Annotated in this window: 14 protein-coding genes; 8 read left to right on the top strand and 6 right to left on the bottom strand. The window is 63.0% G+C overall.

Annotated features, from left to right (window positions below; translation table 11 throughout):
• The first annotated feature begins 8 nt into the window (after positions 1-8).
• From V1283_RS23985 to V1283_RS24000, 4 genes are read left to right on the top strand one after another with little or no spacing between them, the layout of a single operon-like run.
• Positions 9-1,625 carry an ABC transporter substrate-binding protein gene (locus tag V1283_RS23985; RefSeq protein WP_334388959.1) on the top strand — a complete coding sequence of 539 codons (1,617 nt, stop codon included), beginning with the start codon at positions 9-11 and terminating at the stop codon, positions 1,623-1,625.
• Between the two features lie 24 nt (positions 1,626-1,649).
• Positions 1,650-2,624, top strand: coding sequence for an ABC transporter permease (locus V1283_RS23990; RefSeq protein ID WP_334388961.1), 975 nt, complete (start codon positions 1,650-1,652; stop codon positions 2,622-2,624).
• Positions 2,625-2,628: 4 nt separating this feature from the next.
• A complete protein-coding gene (locus tag V1283_RS23995) occupies positions 2,629-3,459 on the top strand; it encodes an ABC transporter permease (protein WP_334388962.1) in 831 nt (276 codons plus the stop codon).
• Positions 3,456-5,087, top strand: a complete 1,632-nt coding sequence (locus V1283_RS24000) for an ABC transporter ATP-binding protein (protein ID WP_334388963.1) — start codon at positions 3,456-3,458, stop codon at positions 5,085-5,087. Before V1283_RS23995 ends, V1283_RS24000 begins: the two co-directional genes overlap by 4 nt.
• Positions 5,088-5,151: 64 nt before the next feature.
• On the opposite strand, the gene V1283_RS24005 is transcribed toward V1283_RS24000, so the two are convergent.
• Positions 5,152-6,456 carry an NAD(P)/FAD-dependent oxidoreductase gene (locus V1283_RS24005; RefSeq protein ID WP_334388964.1) on the bottom strand — a complete coding sequence of 435 codons (1,305 nt, stop codon included), beginning with the start codon at positions 6,454-6,456 and terminating at the stop codon, positions 5,152-5,154.
• Positions 6,457-6,530: 74 nt separating this feature from the next.
• On the opposite strand from V1283_RS24005, the gene V1283_RS24010 reads away from it, so the two are divergent.
• A complete protein-coding gene (locus V1283_RS24010) occupies positions 6,531-7,385 on the top strand; it encodes a VOC family protein (protein WP_334388965.1) in 855 nt (284 codons plus the stop codon).
• 57 nt (positions 7,386-7,442) lie between these two features.
• Here V1283_RS24010 and V1283_RS24015 read toward each other — a convergent pair whose 3' ends face one another.
• A complete protein-coding gene (locus tag V1283_RS24015; protein WP_334388966.1) occupies positions 7,443-8,768 on the bottom strand; it encodes an LVIVD repeat-containing protein in 1,326 nt (441 codons plus the stop codon).
• Positions 8,769-9,018: 250 nt separating this feature from the next.
• On the opposite strand from V1283_RS24015, the gene V1283_RS24020 reads away from it, so the two are divergent.
• Genes V1283_RS24020 through V1283_RS24030 form a run of 3 tightly spaced genes read left to right on the top strand, consistent with a single transcriptional unit; the run spans position 9,019 to position 12,094 of the window.
• Entirely contained in the window at positions 9,019-10,344 is a 1,326-nt protein-coding gene (locus V1283_RS24020; RefSeq protein WP_334388967.1) for an ABC transporter substrate-binding protein, read from the top strand.
• Complete coding sequence (locus V1283_RS24025; protein ID WP_334388968.1) at positions 10,341-11,273, top strand: carbohydrate ABC transporter permease; 933 nt, start codon at positions 10,341-10,343, stop codon at positions 11,271-11,273. The genes V1283_RS24020 and V1283_RS24025 overlap by 4 nt, the downstream gene beginning before the upstream one ends.
• Positions 11,270-12,094: a carbohydrate ABC transporter permease gene (locus V1283_RS24030; protein WP_334388969.1), complete on the top strand. Its 825-nt coding sequence runs from the start codon at positions 11,270-11,272 to the stop codon at positions 12,092-12,094. Before V1283_RS24025 ends, V1283_RS24030 begins: the two co-directional genes overlap by 4 nt.
• 5 nt (positions 12,095-12,099) lie before the next feature.
• Here the strand turns inward: V1283_RS24030 and V1283_RS24035 are convergent, their stop codons facing one another.
• The 4 genes from V1283_RS24035 to V1283_RS24050 all read right to left on the bottom strand — a co-directional run bounded on the left by V1283_RS24035 (position 12,100) and on the right by V1283_RS24050 (position 17,544).
• Complete coding sequence (locus tag V1283_RS24035) at positions 12,100-13,758, bottom strand: regulator (protein ID WP_334388970.1); 1,659 nt, start codon at positions 13,756-13,758, stop codon at positions 12,100-12,102.
• 5 nt (positions 13,759-13,763) lie between these two features.
• On the bottom strand, positions 13,764-14,465 hold the full coding sequence (locus V1283_RS24040) for a cysteine hydrolase family protein (protein ID WP_334388971.1): 702 nt from the start codon (positions 14,463-14,465) through the stop codon (positions 13,764-13,766).
• 334 nt (positions 14,466-14,799) lie between these two features.
• Positions 14,800-16,167 carry a hypothetical protein gene (locus V1283_RS24045; RefSeq protein ID WP_334388972.1) on the bottom strand — a complete coding sequence of 456 codons (1,368 nt, stop codon included), beginning with the start codon at positions 16,165-16,167 and terminating at the stop codon, positions 14,800-14,802.
• A 135-nt stretch (positions 16,168-16,302) separates the two neighbouring features.
• Positions 16,303-17,544 carry an allantoate amidohydrolase gene (locus V1283_RS24050; protein WP_334388973.1) on the bottom strand — a complete coding sequence of 414 codons (1,242 nt, stop codon included), beginning with the start codon at positions 17,542-17,544 and terminating at the stop codon, positions 16,303-16,305.
• Position 17,545 lies beyond the last annotated feature (1 nt).

Genomic DNA, 17,545 nt, shown 5'->3' on the forward strand with positions numbered 1-17,545 from the left:
GACTTCGCATGGATTTGACGCGCCTTGAGATCAATCGCCGCACCGCCCTGCTGACGTCGGCGGCCATCGCGGCCAACGTGATCAATCCGATGCGGGCCTTCGCGCAGGAAACGCCGCGCAAAGGCGGCGTGTTCAACGTCCATTACGGCGCCGAGCAGCGCCAGCTCAATCCGAGCATCCAGGCTTCCACCGGCGTGTACATCATCGGCGGCAAGATCCAGGAAAACCTGGTCGATCTCGACGCCAACGGCCAGCCGGTCGGCGTGCTCGCCGAAAGCTGGGAAGCCTCGCCCGACGGCAAGACCGTGACGTTCAAGCTGCGCAAGGGCGTCACCTGGCACGACGGCAAGCCGTTCACCTCGGCCGACGTCGAATTCACCGCGATGAACATGTGGAAGAAGATCCTCAATTACGGATCGACGTTGCAGCTGTTCCTGACCGCCGTCGAGACGCCGGACGCAGAGACCGCGATCTTCAAATACGAGCGGCCGATGCCGCTGAACCTGCTGCTGCGCGCCCTGCCCGACCTCGGCTACATCTCGGCCAAGCACCTCTATGAGGGCGGCGACATCAGGCAGAACCCAACCAACCTCGCCCCCGTCGGTACCGGCCCGTTCAAGTTCGTCAAATATGAACGCGGACAATATGTCATCGCCGACCGCAACGAGAATTACTGGCGGCCCAACGCGCCCTATCTCGACCGCATCGTCTGGCGCGTGATCACCGATCGTGCCGCCGCCGCGGCGCAGATGGAGGCCGGCGAGCTGCATTACAGCCCGTTCTCCGGCCTGACCATTTCCGACATGGCGCGGCTCGGCAAGGACAAGCGCTTCATCGTCTCGACCAAGGGCAATGAAGGCAACGCGCGCACCAACACGATCGAGTTCAACTTCCGCCGCAAGGAGCTGTCCGACATCAAGGTTCGCCGCGCGATCGCGCATGCGATCAACGTGCCGTTCTTCATCGACAATTTCCTCGGCGATTTCGCCAAGCTCGGCACCGGGCCGATCCCCTCGACCTCGACCGATTTCTACCCCGGACCGAACACGCCGCAATATCCTTACGACAAGGCCAAGGCCGCGGCCCTGCTCGACGAAGCCGGTTTCAAGGCAGGCCGCGGCGGCACGCGGTTCTCGCTCAAGCTGCTGCCCGCGCCCTGGGGCGAGGACATCTCGCTGTGGTCGACCTTCATCCAGCAGTCACTGGGTGAAATCGGCATCCCCATCGATATCGTGCGCAACGACGGCGGTGGCTTCCTCAAGCAGGTCTATGACGAACACGCCTTCGATCTCGCCACCGGCTGGCACCAGTACCGCAACGATCCCGCCGTCTCGACCACGGTGTGGTATCGCTCCGGCCAGCCCAAGGGCGCGCCCTGGACCAACCAGTGGGGCTGGGAAGACAAGGCGGTCGACAAGACCATCGATGATGCCGCGACCGAAGTCGATCCGGCCAAGCGCAAGGCGCTCTATGCCCAGTTCGTCAAGGAAGTGAATACGGAGCTGCCGGTCTGGATGCCGATCGAGCAGATCTTCGTCACCGTCATCACGGCGAAGGCGCGCAACCATTCCAATACCCCGCGGTGGGGCTCGACAAGTTGGCACGATCTTTGGCTTTCCGCGTGACGTTATCTCCGCCAGAATAGGCGCATGCGCATCCTGGCCCTTGCGGGGCGGCGGCTTGCCGCCTCGATCCCGACCCTTGTGCTGATCCTGATCGGCGTGTTCCTGCTGCTGCAGTTCGCGCCGGGCGACACCGTTGACGCCATGATGGCGCAAATGGGCGGCGGCGATGCCGCGACAGCCAGGGAGCTGCGAAAATTCTACGGGCTCGACCTCTCGATCCCGGCGCAGCTCGGCAATTATCTCTGGCGGCTGGTGCGGCTCGATCTCGGCTTCTCCTCGATCTACGGCAAGCCGGTGGCGTCGGTCATTCTGGAGCGGCTGCCGCCGACGATCCTTTTGATGACCGCCTCGCTGTCGTTCGCCTTCTTCTTCGGGCTCGTATTCGGCGTGATTGCCGCCCGCGGCGTCAACCGCTGGCCGGACACGCTGATCTCCACACTCGGCCTGATCTTCTATGCGACGCCTTCGTTCTGGTTCGGCCTGATGGCCATTGTCGTGTTCTCCGTCTACCTGCAATGGCTGCCGCCCGGCGGGTTCGAGGACATCGGCACCGTGCGAACCGGCATCTGGCGTGTGTTCGATATTGCGAGCCACCTGGTGCTGCCGACGCTGACGCTTGGGCTGATCTTCCTCGCGATCTACTTGCGCATCATGCGCGCCTCGATGCTGGAAGTGCTCAATCTCGATTACGTCAGGACCGCGCGCGCAAAGGGCCTCGACGAGACCCGCGTGGTGACACGGCACGTGCTGCGCAATGCGCTGTTGCCGATGGTGACGCTGATCGGGCTGCAGGCCGGCACCATGCTGGGTGGATCGGTGGTGGTCGAAAGCGTGTTCTCGCTGCCGGGCCTCGGACGGCTTGCCTATGAATCGGTGGTGCAGCGCGACCTGAATACGCTGCTCGGAATCGTGTTCGTCTCGGCGCTGCTGGTGATATCAGTCAATTTCGTCGTCGACCTGATTTATGCGCGGCTCGATCCCCGCATCACGGCGGGTTAGCGCGATGGACGCGATCAAACGCTATTTCCGAAGCCCCGCCGCCATCGCCGGCCTGATCCTGCTGCTCGTCGTGATCGCAATGGCGATCTCCGCCGGCTGGCTTTATCCGCGCGATCCGCTGGCGCTGGCCGGCCGTCCGCTGATCTGGCCGTTCTCCAATCCGCGCTTCCTGCTCGGCACCGACAATTCGGGACGCGATATCGCCGCCCAGATCTTCTATGGCGCACGGATATCGCTCTTGATCGGCGGTGTGGCGACTGCGATTGCCATCCTGATCGGCATCCTCGTCGGCGCCTTTGCCGGCTATTACGGCGGCTGGGTCGACAATGTCTTGATGCGGATCACCGAGGCGTTCCAGACGCTGCCGAATTTCGTGCTGCTGCTGGTGCTGGTCGCGGTGTTCGGCTCGACGCTGACCACCGTCACCATCGCGGTCGGCGTGGTGTCATGGCCGGCGCCGGCGCGGCTGACCCGCGCCGAGTTTCTGTCATTGCGCAACCGCGAATTCGTTCAGGCCGGGCGGACGCTCGGCATGAAGAATATCCAGCTCATCTTTGGCGAGATCCTGCCCAACGCGCTGCCGCCGGTGATTGTCTATGCCAGCGTCGTGATGGCGGTCGCGATCCTGCTGGAAAGCGCGCTCGCGTTCCTGCGACTGTCCGATCCCAACGTGGCGTCGTGGGGCAATCTGATTGGGCTGGGCCGCGACGTGCTGCGCGTGCAGTGGTATGTCTCGGCGATCCCGGGGATTGCCATCCTCGTCACCGTGCTCGCGGTGTCGCTGGTCGGCCAGGGCCTCAACGACGCGCTCAATCCGAGGCTCAAGGGCCGATGAGCGCGACGGAGACCATCCTCTCACTTGATCGCTTGAGTGTCCGCCTGCCCCGCGGCGCGGACCGGACACATGCGCTCAGGGATGTCTCGCTGGAGATCGCGTCGAACGAAATCCTCTGCGTGGTCGGCGAATCCGGCTCCGGCAAGTCGATGATGGCCAACGCCGTCATGCGGCTGTTGCCCAACGAGGTGACGATCGACGACGGCCGGATCATGTTCGAGGGCCGCGATCTCTGCGCAGCGACATTTGCCGAAATGCGTGAGGTGCGCGGCGCCGGCATTGCGATGATTTTTCAGGAGCCGATGACGGCGCTCAATCCGCTGCGCACCATCGGCGACCAGATCGCGGAAATGTTCTCGATCCACACCGAACTGTCGAAGGCCGAGATCAGCGCGAAGGTGCTGGCCCTGCTCGCCGACGTCCGCATTCCCGACCCCAAGGTCGCGGCAAAGGCCTATCCGCATGAGCTGTCGGGCGGTCAACGGCAGCGCGCGATGATCGCGATGGCGCTGGCGCTCGATCCAAAACTGCTGATCGCGGACGAGCCGACGACCGCGCTCGACGTCACCACCCAGGCGCAAATTCTAAAACTGATCCGCGACCTGCAGCAGCGTCGCAAGACCGCGGTCATGTTCATTACCCATGATTTCGGCGTGGTCGCCGAGATTGCCGACTGCGTGGTGGTGATGCAGCACGGCGTCATCGTCGAACAGGGCACGGCCTCTGACGTGCTGAACACGCCGCAGCATGCCTACACAAAACAGCTCATCGCCGCCGTGCCGCCGCTGAAAGCGCCGCCACCGCGCGCGCTGGCCGCCGACAACATCCTGACGATCACAGATTTATCGAAAACCTACCGCACCGGCGGCTTTCTGGGGCGCGGAGCCCGCGTGACGCCGGCCGTCAGGAACGTGTCGCTCAACCTGCCGCGCGGCGCAACGCTCGGCATCGTCGGCGAATCCGGCTCCGGCAAATCGACGCTGGCGCGCTGCATCGTGCGGCTGATCGATCCGGACACAGGCTCCATCGTGCTCGATGGCAACGACTGGGCGACGATGACGCATGAAAACGTCCGCCGCGAGACGCGGCATATCCAGGTGGTGTTTCAGGATCCGTTCGCTTCCCTCAATCCGCGCCGCAAGGCGGCTGAGCTGGTGGCGCAGGGGCCGATCGTGCACGGCACGCCGCGCGCCCAGGCCATTGCGGACGCGAAGGTACTGTTTTCGCTGGTCGGGCTTGATCCTTCCTCCGCCGACCGTTTTCCGCATGAATTCTCCGGCGGCCAGCGGCAGCGCATCGGGCTGGCCCGCGCGCTGGCGCTGAAGCCGGACGTGCTCGTCGCCGACGAGCCGGTATCGGCGCTGGATGTTTCCGTGCAGGCGCTGGTGCTGAAACTGCTTGCCGAATTGCGCGCTCGGCTCGGGCTTTCCATCGTGTTTATTACGCATGATCTCAGGGTTGCGGCGCAAATCTGCGATCTCGTTGCGGTGATGAAGGACGGTGAAGTGGTCGAACATGGGCTGGCGGGCGAAGTGTTCGGCAATCCGCAGCACGCTTACACGCGAGCGCTGCTCGACTCGATTCCCGGTGGCGCGTTTGCGCGGGAGCATGATACGGAAGCAGTGTAGCGGCATCGACTCCCTCTCCCCGCGAAGAGCGGGGCGAGGGAGAAGCGGCACCTCCCCGCTCGCATCACACTATCTCTCTCGCATCTCGGCGGCGGTAGACCAGCAGCATCAGCGGGGCCAGTTTGCGCAGGATGCTGTGGGCGACAATGGGCACCGGCTCGGTGAACGGCAGCGCCAGCTCGTTTTCCGGCACGCCGCGAACGGCCTTGGCGAGTTCATTGCCGAGCGGGATCGTCAGCGCCACCGCGCGGCCGTTGCAGCCGGTCCAGCCATAGGCATTGGGCCCGAGCCTGTGGATGCGCGGCAGGAAATCCGTGGTCATGCCGACATAACCGTTCCAGACATAATCGAACGAGACCTCGCCGATTTGCGGCCACAGCCGCTGCAGGCGCTCGGTGACGCGCGCCTTGATCCGCTCCACCTTGTTGCCGGGACCGATCACCGCGCCACCAGTGACGAGACGATTTCGCGCGTCATAGCGCGCGAAATAAAGCTCGCCATGGGTGTCCGACATCGCCTGCCGTCCCGGGATGATGGTCTTGCGGACGTTGTCCGACAGCGGCTGCGTCGCCATCTGCCAGGACAGCACCGGCATCACTTCGCGCGCGATATCAGGCGCCAGCGATTTGGAGAATTCGCTGCTATAGGCATTGGTCGCCACCACCAGCGCGCGGCCGGAGATTTCGCCCTTCGCCGTCTTCACCACCCAGCGGTCGTTGCGGCGCTCAAAGCTTTCCGCCGGAGAGCGCGCGTAGATGCGCGCGCCGAGACCGAGCACGGTGCGCGCGAGGCCGCGGGCCAGCGCCAGTGGATTGATGTGGCCGCCGGTCCTGTTCCAGAATCCGCCGAACCATGCATCCGAGCCCAGCATGTCCCGCGTCTGCTCGCGCGACAGCAACTCGACCGGCGCGCCGAACTTTGACCATTGCCGAACCCGCCGCTCCGCTATCTTGATGCGGCGGGGAGAATGCACGGGCTGAACCCATCCGGCCTGTTCCCCTTCGGCGTCGATGTTGTAGCGCCTTGTCACGTCGAAGAGATAAGACGCGCTATCGCGCAGCATGCCGACAAAACGTTCTCCCGCCTCGCCGTGCTTCGCAAGAATGTCCTCCGGATCGGGCCGCGACAGCGTCGGAATCACCTGCCCGTTGTTGCGCCCGGAGGCGCCCCACCCCGGCTCGGCGGCCTCGATGATCGCGACATCGACGCCCGCTTCGCGCAGATGCAGCGCGGTGGAAAGGCCGGTGAAGCCGCCGCCGATCACGATCACGTCCGCCTGCTGCGTGCCGGTCAGTTCGGGCAGATCAGGCCCTGATGGGGTCACGGCCGCCCACAGCGAATTGGGCCAGCGGACGTTACTCATATTCATCGGTATCCTTTCTTGCAGGCAACTGACCGTTCTGCTTAGTTTAGCCCGCTAACCAGCCCTGAGGAAATAACAGAGTGGTACTCAAAAACGTCATCGGAATCGATCACGCCGTGGTCATGGTGAAGGATCTCGACAAGGCGGCCGAAAACTACAAGCGGCTGGGCTTCACCGTGTCACCGCGCGGCACCCACAGCGCGCATATGGGATCGGGCAATTACACCATCATGTTCGATCCCGACTATATGGAATTGCTCGGCGTGCTCAGGCCGACGGAGCATAATGAGCCGGCGCGGGCATTCCTTGAAAAAAGCGGTGAAGGTATCGAGCGTATCGCTTTCACCGCCGTGGACTCGGCGCGGGGCGCGGAAGAAATTCTCGCGCGAGGTTATGTCCCCGTTGGCCCCACCGATTTCGAGCGGCCGGTGACGATGCCTGACGGGACCGAAGCCGCAGCCAGGTTCCGGACCTTTCAATGGCCGACGGTGGAAGCGCCGGGCGGCGTGCGCATCTTCGCCTGCCAGCACAAGACGCGCGAGACGGTATGGATTCCCGAACTGATGAAGCATGCCAACGGCGCCAAGCGCCTGAAGCAGGTGCTGATCGTCGCGCCGGAGCCGGCCAAGGAAGCCGCGCATATGTCCAAGCTGATCGATCGTGACGTGCGCAACGATTCCGATGGCGCGATCGCGGTGCCCTCTGGTGGGGATCGCGCCGATTTCGTATTCCTGACCAAAGATCAACTCGGCAAGCGCTATCCCGGCGTGTCGCTGGCCGGCCTGCCCGAACGCGGCGGCGCGGGGCTCGTGATCGTGGCCGACGTCGCAGCGGCGGAAAAGGCGCTGGGCGCGACCGGTGTGAAGGGCGCTAGCGGCGTTGTGGTGCCGCCCGCCGCCGGCAACGGCACCCTGCTCGCCTTCGTGAAAGCATAGGCGTGCAATGCTTCCCTAGGCAACGAGCAGGCCATCGACTGACGATGCGGATCAGGCTTAGCCTTCGTATTGCAGCACATGCATGCCGGCGTTCCAGTCGCTGACATACATCAACCCCTCCGGGGTGACGTAGGTGTCGCAGGTCTTTGCGGCCAGAGAAATGTTAGGCCGCGGATCCACCAGCTTGCCGGGCACCGGCGGCACCCAATAGGCAATCTCCTTCGGCACGAAGGCATCCCTGATGTCGAACACCCGCACCCCAGCCGTATTGTAGGTAGCGAACACCGTCTCTTCACTTTGGAACGAGCCGGGCCGGTTTTCGTGCAAATTGTGCGGCCCGAACGTCCCGATGCTGCAGAAATCGCGTTCGCGTGGTGTCGGCAGCGTCGATATCGGCACCGGATTTTCGGGAGCGCGGACGTCGACAATGAACGTGTAGAACAAGCCCTTGGCGCATTTTTCGGCATTCGCCTCGTCGGCCACGACGGCTAATCCCCGCTTGGGCAATGGCAGAGGCGTATGCGTTCCCCCGGGGAAAGGCGGCGACCAGTTGATGCGCGAAATCAGTGTGGGCTTTGCGGGATCGCTGATGTCGTGGATAGTGAAGCCGCCATCGCGCCACGCCGCATAGCCGCGGTTACCGGCGGTGATCATGTGATGCAGGGCGACGCGCTTGCCTTTGGGCAAGTCAGGCTCGGCGGCGGCGCGGTTCATGCCGGGCAGCCACCATCTGGAGACGATCTCCGGCTTGGCCGTGTTCTGCAGGTCGACGATGCACAGGATGTGGTCGGTGAAGCCGTCGAAATGCGCCGAGACATAGGCGTAGCGTCCTCCCGGCCACCACAGGCGGTTGATCCCGAAGCCAGGCATTTCGAGGAATGCAATTTCGCGCATCTCGTTTGGCCTGGAGATGTCGTGGATCGACAGGCCGGACCGGAATTTCTTGCGGTAGGTGATGCTGTCGGCCAGGTTGTTCTCGAAGTAGCCGCGCATGCTGTCATAGGATTGCATCGCCACGATGTTGGCGCCGTTGGCAAGCAGCATCAGATCGTCCGAAACCTGCAGGTGATGGGTACGCGTGTACTGGCCCGCGGTGAAGAAGCCTGTGGGCTTCAGGTTGCGTGGGTCCGACGCATCCAGAATGGTGACGCCGTCGCTGAACATGTGCCCGACGTAAACGTGCTTCTTGTTGACCATCACCTGTACGCTGTCGGGCCGTCCGCCGATGTCGCTGTAGGAAATGTGCTTGATGCCCTTCCCGATTCCTTGCGGAGGAATTTCGGCATCGGCAGCGAATGCGGGCGCAGACAGACTGGACATCGCAGCGGTCCCAGCCAGCGCACCGAGTTGTTTCAAGTACTGGCGGCGCGAAAGTTCAGGCATGGTCGCTACCCCCCGGAAAGCCAGTCTGTCTTCGCTCGCTGCAGTCTGGCCGCAGTCGATGATGCAGACTTTAGAAGTTGGGCGACGCTAAACCCGTTTGGACTGGTTCGTAAACTGTCAATCCTGCGTTCGCCCTCGGGTCATTCGCGGCGGCCCTCGCGCCAAAATACCCTACAATAGGGCTATGCAGACCGCGGCCGGGCGCTAGAATTCGCGCAAAACAAGCCGATCTCCAGGGAGAGTAACAACAATGAAAAATCATCCGATCTCGCGCCGCACACTTCTGGCTGGCACGGCCGCCGCCGGTGCGCTCGGCCTCACCGGCTTTCCCGCGCGCGCAGAGGTGCAATGGAAGAAATATGCCGGCACCAAGCTCGAGGTGATTCTCGCCAAGGGCCCGCGCGGCGACAATCTGCAGAAGTACATCAAGGAATTCACCGAACTCACGGGCATCCAGGTCGAATCCGAGCAGATCCCCGAGCAGCAACAGCGCCAGAAGGCCGTGATCGAACTCGCTTCGGGCAAGCCGAGTTTCGACGTCATTCATCTGAGCTATCACGTGCAGAAGCGGCAGTTCGAAAAAGGCGGCTGGCTTGCCGACATGTCCGGTTACATGAAGGACCCGAACCTCACCGCACCCGACCTCGTCGAGAACGACTTCTCGGCCGCGGGCCTGCAATACGCCAAGAACGACAAGGGGCAGATGCTGTCGCTGCCGTGGTCGGTCGATTACTTCATCCTCTATTACAACAAGGAGATGTTCCAGAAGAAAGGCGTCGCCGTTCCCAAGACCTTTGACGAGATGGTCGCGGCGGCCGAAAAACTCACCGACGCCAAGGAAGGTACGTTCGGTTTCGTCGGGCGCGGCTTGCGCAACGCCAACATGACGCTGTGGACCAACTTCTTCCTCAATTACGGCGGCGAATTCCTGGACAGCAAGGGCGGCATCCTGACCGATGGCCCCGAGGCGATCGAGGCCACCAAGCTCTATCAGACGCTGCTGACCAAGGTTGCGCCTCCCGGCGTCGCCGGCTTCAACTGGATGGAGTCGATGGCGTCGTTCACGCAAGGCCGCTCGGCGATGTGGATCGACGGCGTCGGCTGGGCGCCGCCGCTGGAAGACCCGGCCGCCTCGCGCATCGTCGGCAAGGTCGGCTACACCGTCGTGCCCGCGGGGCCGAAGGGACAATATTCGGCGACCTATGGCGACGGCCTCGGCATTGCGGCGGCCAGCAAGAACAAGGAAGCTGCCTATCTGCTGTGCCAGTGGGCGGTCTCGAAGACGCAAGGTGCGCGGCTGTTGCAGGCTGGCGGCGGCGTGCCGTTCCGCAACTCGATCCTCAACGATCCCGAAATTCAGAAGGGCGTGAAGATGCCGCCGGAGTGGCTGAAGTCGGTGATTGATTCCGCCAAGATCAGCAAGCTCGGCCTGCCTGTTATCATTCCGGTTGCGGAATTCCGCGACCTCGTCGGCGCGGCCATCACCTCGACCCTCGCAGGCGCCGATCCGGCCGCCGAATTGAAGAAGGCCCACGAGCAGTTCCGGCCGATCCTGGAGCGCAGCGAAAAAGCGTGAGTGCTGTGACACAGACTACTCCGGCCGCGGCGGAAGCCGCGCCGGAGCGTGAATGGCGGCCACCGTCCTACTGGCCCTTCGTGGTGCCGGCGCTGGTCGTCGTGCTGGCCGTGATCGTGTTTCCATGGCTGTTCACGATCTGGATGAGCCTCAACCAGTGGAAGGTCGGCTCGCCGACCACCTTTGTCGGGCTCGCCAATTACGTGCGGCTGCCGAGCGATCCCCGCTTCGTCGAGGCGGTCGGACACACCATCCTTTACACCGTCCTCTCCGTGTTGCTGCCGCTGATCTTCGGCACGTTCGCCGCCGTGGTGTTTCACGCCAAATTCCCCGGGCGTGGCTTCCTGCGCGGGATCTTCATCATGCCGATGATGGCGACGCCCGTGGCGATCGCGCTGGTGTGGACCATGATGTTTCATCCACAGCTCGGCGTGCTCAATTACCTGCTCTCGCTGGTCGGCCTGGCGCCTCAGCTCTGGGTGTTTCACCCGGGGACGGTTATCCCGTCGCTGGTACTGGTCGAGACCTGGCAATGGACGCCGCTGGTGATGCTGATCGTGCTCGGTGGCCTGGCCGCGATCCCGACCGAACCTTACGAAAGCGCGCAAATCGACGGCGCCGGCGTCTGGCAGATGTTCCGCTACATCACCCTGCCGCTGATCACGCCGTTCCTGTTCATCGCCGGGATGATCCGCATGATCGACGCGGTAAAGAGCTTCGATATCATCTTTGCGATCACGCAAGGAGGGCCCGGCTCGGCGTCGGAGACCATCAATCTCTATCTCTACAGCGTCGCCTTCATCTATTACGACCTCGGCTATGGTTCGGCGATCGCGGTGGTGTTCTTCCTGCTCATCGTTGCGATGGCGGCCATGATGCTACACTTGCGCCAGCGCACCCTGTGGACCGAGATCGGCGGTGGCGCATGAGCCTGCGTCAGATCCTCGGCAAGATCGGGCTCTGGTTCGCAGTGCTCGTCATCGTATCGCCAGCCATCCTGTTCTTCCTCTGGATGGCCTCGCTGTCGCTAAAATTCGAGGTCGACAACGCCGCCTATCCGCCGGTCTTCTTCCCCGAGCGCATTGCCTGGAAAAACTACGCCGATGTGCTGGCGTCGAACCGCTTCCTGACCTACTTCGTCAACAGCCTGATCGTGACGGGCAGCGCCACCGGGCTCGCGATGCTGGTCGGCGTGCCCGCCGGCTATGGGATCGCGCGCATGGCGGCGCACAAATCCGCGATCGTGATCCTGATCGCCCGCATCACGCCGGGATTGTCCTATCTCATTCCGCTGTTCCTGCTGTTTCAGTGGCTCGGATTGCTCGGCACGCTGGTGCCGCAGATCATCATCCATCTGGTGGTGACGGTGCCGATCGTGATCTGGATCATGATCGGCTATTTCGAGACCACGCCGCTCGAGCTCGAAGAGGCCGCCCTGATCGACGGCGCCACGCGCTGGCAGGTGTTTCGCCATGTGGCGTTGCCGATCGCGCGGCCGGGACTGGCGGTCGCCTTCATCCTCGCGGTGATCTTCTCCTGGAACAACTTTGTGTTCGGCATCGTGCTGGCCGGACGGGAAACGCGCACGCTTCCCGTCGCGGTCTACAACATGATCTCGTTCGACCAGTTGAGCTGGGGACCGCTGGCGGCGGCCGCGCTGATCGTGACGTTCCCGGTGCTGCTGCTGACGGTATTGGCGCAGCGGCAGATCGTTGCCGGGTTGACCGCTGGTGCAGTCAAGGGCGGATAAGCCTCCTACTCTGCCGGTGCCGCAACCGGCATGTCCGAATGCGAACTGTAGCTCTCGCCTGGACTCGTCCTCGCCAAGGCGTACAGGCCGCCCGACATCACGAGGTAAGCCAGCGCGACGCCCGGCGTGACGCCGAGACCGCCGCCGATGCCGACGGCTTCACCGTGCATGAAGCCGAAATAGGTCATGACGGCGCCGGCCAGCGCGAAGGCCGAAGCCTTGAGGAAATCGCGCTCGATCACGAACACGCCGATCGCACCCAGCACGAGGCCGGCGAGGATCGAGCCGCCGCCCATCACTTCGAGGCCGTGATAGATCACGCCTTGCTGCGGCAATGACGCGATCGCAGCGATCTTGACCGCGTCGACCTTGTCGGCCGCAAGTCCGCCTACCGTCTGCGCGGCCATCATGGTCGAGGCCAACATGGTGTCGATCTGCAACTTAGCCCAGGCCGCCAGATGCGGCGTCAGCGCCAGCACGATCGCGGGCGCATGCTTGACGGGCGTGGTCTGGAACGCCTGCGCGCCGATCAGCATGCCGATATAGAGCAGGATCGGCGAGATCGCGACCACGGGCACCAGCGCCAGCAAGACCGAGATGATTCCGAACCAGCTTAGCAGCACCACTATGATTCCGGTCGCGGCGGAATAGCCGATCCTCCCGCCCATCGCCTTCCAGCCGGGATGGCCGATATAGACGGCGTTGATGAAGGGATTGCCCATCAGGCAGCCGATCAGGCTGACGACGCCATCGGCCGTCAGCACCCGCGTGGTCGGATATTCGTCGCCGGCCGCTTCCGCGCTTTCGACATTATCCATGGCCTCGACGAGGTCATAGATGCCGAACGGAATTGCCGTGACCAGAATGATGCCGAGGAATTCGAAGCCGGAGAAGACGTGACCAACGGCCGGCAACGGGACCGAGAAGCCGAAATTCGCAAAGGCATCGCCGACGCCCTTCAGGCTCAGGCCGCCGAGCCCGAGGCCGAACAGGTTCGATCCCCAGGCGATGATCATGCCCACCGCAATGGCGACGAGGCCGGCCGGCATGCCCTTCCAATATTTCACGCCGCCGAACCAGCTCACCAGAATGATGGCGAAGCACACCAGCCCGATCTGTGGCGTCATGTACATCTCTAACGCCGGACGCATCGAGATGAAGGTGACGGAGACGCCGGCCAGCGTGCCGAGCAACGCCGCGCGCGGGGTGATCTTCCGGATGTAAGGCGCGATGAAGCCGCCGATCATCAGGATAAAACTCTGGAAGAACACCCAGACCAGGCCGGCCGACCAGCCTTTGATGGGATCGCCGGTCTTGAGCGTAATCGGCAGCATGATCACGAAGGTGACGATGAACATATGCGGCACGCTGACGCCAGACGGCAGCGCGCAGACGTCACTGCGGCCGGTCTTCTGCGCCAACTTGTAGGCGAGCCAGGCGTAATAGAACGTCGAGAGGCACATCATCAGGCCGAGCGCCGGCAGGATGCGGCCGAACACAAGTGAATCAGGCATCTTCAGCACGAAGCGCAACAGGCCGGTCAGCACCAGCATGTTGACCAGGATGTTGGTGCCGAAACCGAAGAAAGCGTTCCAGTCGCCCGGCGTCCACAATACCGGCTTGAAAGTGAATGTGCCTGCAGTCCCCGTCGTGCCCGTGCTCATCGTCATCACCTCGCTGCTGCCGTTCTTGGAATCTCCGGTGAAAGCGCTTCCAGCACCGCGGCCGAGTCCGAGACCCAGCCAAAAATGCCGCCCTGGGCCTTGATCATCTTCAGGCCCATCTCGTGAAACTCGGGAAAATAGGACGCGCAGCCATCTGCCAGCACCACGCAGCGATAGCCGCGGTCGTTGGCTTCGCGCACGGTGGTGTTGACGCAGACCTCGGTGGTGACGCCGCAGACCAGCAAATTCTCGATACCGTAGCGCTGCAGCACGTCGCCGAGTTCGGTAGCGTAGAACGCGCCCTTCCCCGGCTTGTCGATCACGATCTCGCTGTCGAGCGGATACAATTCGGGAATGATGTCCTGGCCGGCCTCGCCGCGAATGAGAATGCGCCCCATCGGCCCGGGATCGCCGATGCGCAACGACGGCGCGCCGCGCTCGACCTTGGCCGGCGGCGCGTCGGAGAGATCGGGCAGATGGCCCTCGCGGGTGTGAATGACCAACATGCCGGCTTCGCGCGCAGCCTTCAGCACGGAGGCGATCGGCTTCACTGCCCGGGCAAGCTGGCTGACGTCGTTGCCGAGCGTCTCGCCAAAACCGCCCGGCTCCATGAAATCGCGCTGCATGTCGATGATGAGAAGCGCGGTCGCCGCCCAGTCGAGCTCGATCGGCCCCGGCTCCGCTCTGAGCTTTGCTGAGTTCGCCATGACGTACGCGCCCCGAACGAGAGAACTCCCGAGATAGGTAAAGCAAGGCGCGTGCCATTGTGTACAATGGCGGCAGACGGCCAACGGCCACGGAATCGATTGTTCTTTCAATTCGTTGAGTATCAACGCGGTGGCAGCACGTTCTCCGTCCGGCGCTTTCCGGACGTGCATCTGCTCACCAACTGGGCAGCCGAGGCTGGAAATTCTCGATCAGCCGCAGCACCACCCGCGCGCTCGCAGCGTCGCCGAAGGGCCGTCGCTACGCACAAGACCGTCGTCCAGCGAGATTCTCCGCGGGTCGAAGATCCGCTTGGTTCCTGATGATTGCTACGAGCTAATTCCAATCCAGCAGCCGGGTGCCAAATGCTCTTCGCCAGACAGAAAGGAAACGGGGAAACCAGGAGTGGGCGACGGCTCCCTGATAGGCCCATGTGCGGTACTTGAGGCCCTTCTCCGACAGCAGTTCCTGATATCCGCCGTGCGTTTCCGTCGCGGTACGAATGTCGCTCAAGATATCTTGCGCGCAGGATCTGTATTTTTCGGTGCCGGAACATTCATCGTGGTCCAGCATGCGATCGGCGAATTCGACATTGAACGTCGGCCAGCAGGAACGCCCTTGGTAGGCCGGAGCCGCAATCCTGTGGATCATCTTGTTCTGCGGATTATCTGCCGATACCAGGAAGTGAAATGTATCCGGGACTCGAAACCGGGGCTCGCCGAGTATCAGATCCGTCGTGGCCGCGAACAGCGCGCGTTCGCCTTCATCGCTCAGATCCCAAAATCCCTGATGCACATTGACGAAATCCAGCGCGATGGAGGACGCCGGGGGCTCGTTATCGGAATCCAAAGAATGCCTGATATGGCCATACCGGCCGAACAAACCGAGCAACTCGCTCTTGTATTGCGAGAGCTCCCGCCCGAGCAGCCCCTCCAGCTCGATCCGGTCGATCACCCCTAATCGTATGCCGCGCACAAAAGTCGCGTAGAGGCATGCGTTGGTGACGAAACGCCTGCGCTCGGCGCGGGTATCGGTGGCCGCGGAACGCGGTGCGGTCACGTCACACAGCAAGGCCGTGAGGCCGTTGTCATCGGACGGCTGCAGCGCGCGGGCGAGCTGAAATATCGCGCTCTTCAGGTCCTCGCGATACTCGGCAAGCAACAAGCGACCGGCGTGCGCGCCCTGCGCCATCGCCAAAAATGGAGATGCCCTTTGGTCCGCCCGCATGATCTGTTCCAGGCCTGCGAGAATGCCCAATAGCGTATCCGAGGGCTGCGAGAAGTAATTGACGCCGATGTACCGGTCGCCTCCGGCGGGAACGATGGTCGTCGTGATGACATCGGAGCGAACGGCCTCCAGCAGCAGGCGAACGCTTTTTTCGAGCAATCGAACCCGGCGGACGGCATCCTCGGAATCCATGATGGTCTCGGGATCGAGAACATCAGGATAAAACCAGGCAAAGTCCCGGGGATAATAGGCGGAGGCGTGCGGTGCCCCCGTGACCAGAAAGGCCTCGTTCGGAGAAAAGGCACTGTTGACCGAGTGCCTGTACAGCTCTTCGATCCCGGCCGATGCGTGAGATTTTCTCAGGAACCGATCACCGAGAAAATTCAAGGCCTGAATACCGTTGGCGACACCGGTGGCAACCAGACCCTGGTAAAATCGGTATTCGCGGTGTGGTGAAAATGGAATGTGACGATTCATGTGCTTGGAGGAGCGAGGTTCGGTGGTGATGGGGTATCAGTAGTTACCCCAGACATCATAGATTCGTCTTTCTGTCAGATGAATCATGATGTCATCTCACTGTCACAAATGGACGGTGTGTACCCATCCCTACGATCAGACGGAGCTACCCGCATCCCTTGGCCTAAAATTCTCGATCAGCCGCAGCAGCACCCGCGCGCCGGCGTCGACGTCGGCGAGCTCGACATGCTCGGCCGGGTTATGGCTGATGCCGCCGCGGCAGCGTACGAACAGCATGGCGACATCGGCGATATCAATCATCGCCATGCCGTCATGCCCTGCCCCGCTCGGCAGTTCGAACACGGGATAGGCTTCGGCCGCAACGGCCTCCGCCACCTGCGTTTTCAGCCATGGCGCGCAGGGCACGGTGCGGCTTTCGTGGGTGACGTCGATCTGCAGCGCGAGTTCGCGCCGTTTCGCGATGGCCTCGATCCGCCGCACGATCTCGGCGACGGCGAGCTTGCGGTGGGCGTCCGTCGGCGCGCGAATGTCCAGCGTAAACGAGACCCTTCCTGGAATGACGTTGGTCGCACCCGGCAGCGCGGTGATGGCGCCGACCGTGCCGACCAGTCCTGCACCGTCCGTCTTGCAAAATTCCTCGACCGCGATGATGCATTCGGCGGCGCCTGCCAGCGCATCGCGCCGCAGCCCCATCGGCACCGTGCCGGCGTGGCCTGCCATGCCGGAGAAGTTCGCCGCCAGCCGCGTGGCACCTGATATTGCCGTGACCACACCGACGGGAAGGTTCTGTTGTTCCAGCACCGGCCCCTGCTCGATATGCAGTTCGACATAGGCATGCAGCTCGCGGCGGGGGCGCGCCGCCGCGCCGATATGCTCCGGATCGAGCCCAAACTGCACCATCGCCTCGCGCATGGTGAGGCCGTTCGCATCGCGCGCATTGAGCACGCTTTCATCAAAAGTTCCGGCGACCGCCCGGCTGCCGAGCAAGGTGGAGGCAAAGCGCACGCCCTCCTCGTCGGCGAAACCGACGACCTCGATCGCGAACGGCAACCGCACGCCACGCCGGTTCAGATCGGCGACGCAGGCAATCGCCGTGATCACGCCGAGCGGGCCGTCCCATTTGCCGGCGTCGCGCACGGTGTCGTAGTGCGAGCCCAGCATCAGGCACGGCAACCCCGGACGGTCGCCTTCATAGCGGCCGCAGACATTGCCGATGGCGTCGAGATGCGCGGCCATTCCGGCCTCTTTCATCCACGACATCAGGAGATCGGCGGCGATGCGATGCTCGGGCGAAAGGAATATCCGAGCCAGATGTTCGCCCGTCTCGGAAATCGCTCCGAGCTGATTGATCCGGCTTACGATTTCATCGCCGGGCATG

This window comes from Bradyrhizobium sp. AZCC 2262 (assembly GCF_036924535.1).
Taxonomy (GTDB): Bacteria; Pseudomonadota; Alphaproteobacteria; order Rhizobiales; family Xanthobacteraceae; genus Bradyrhizobium.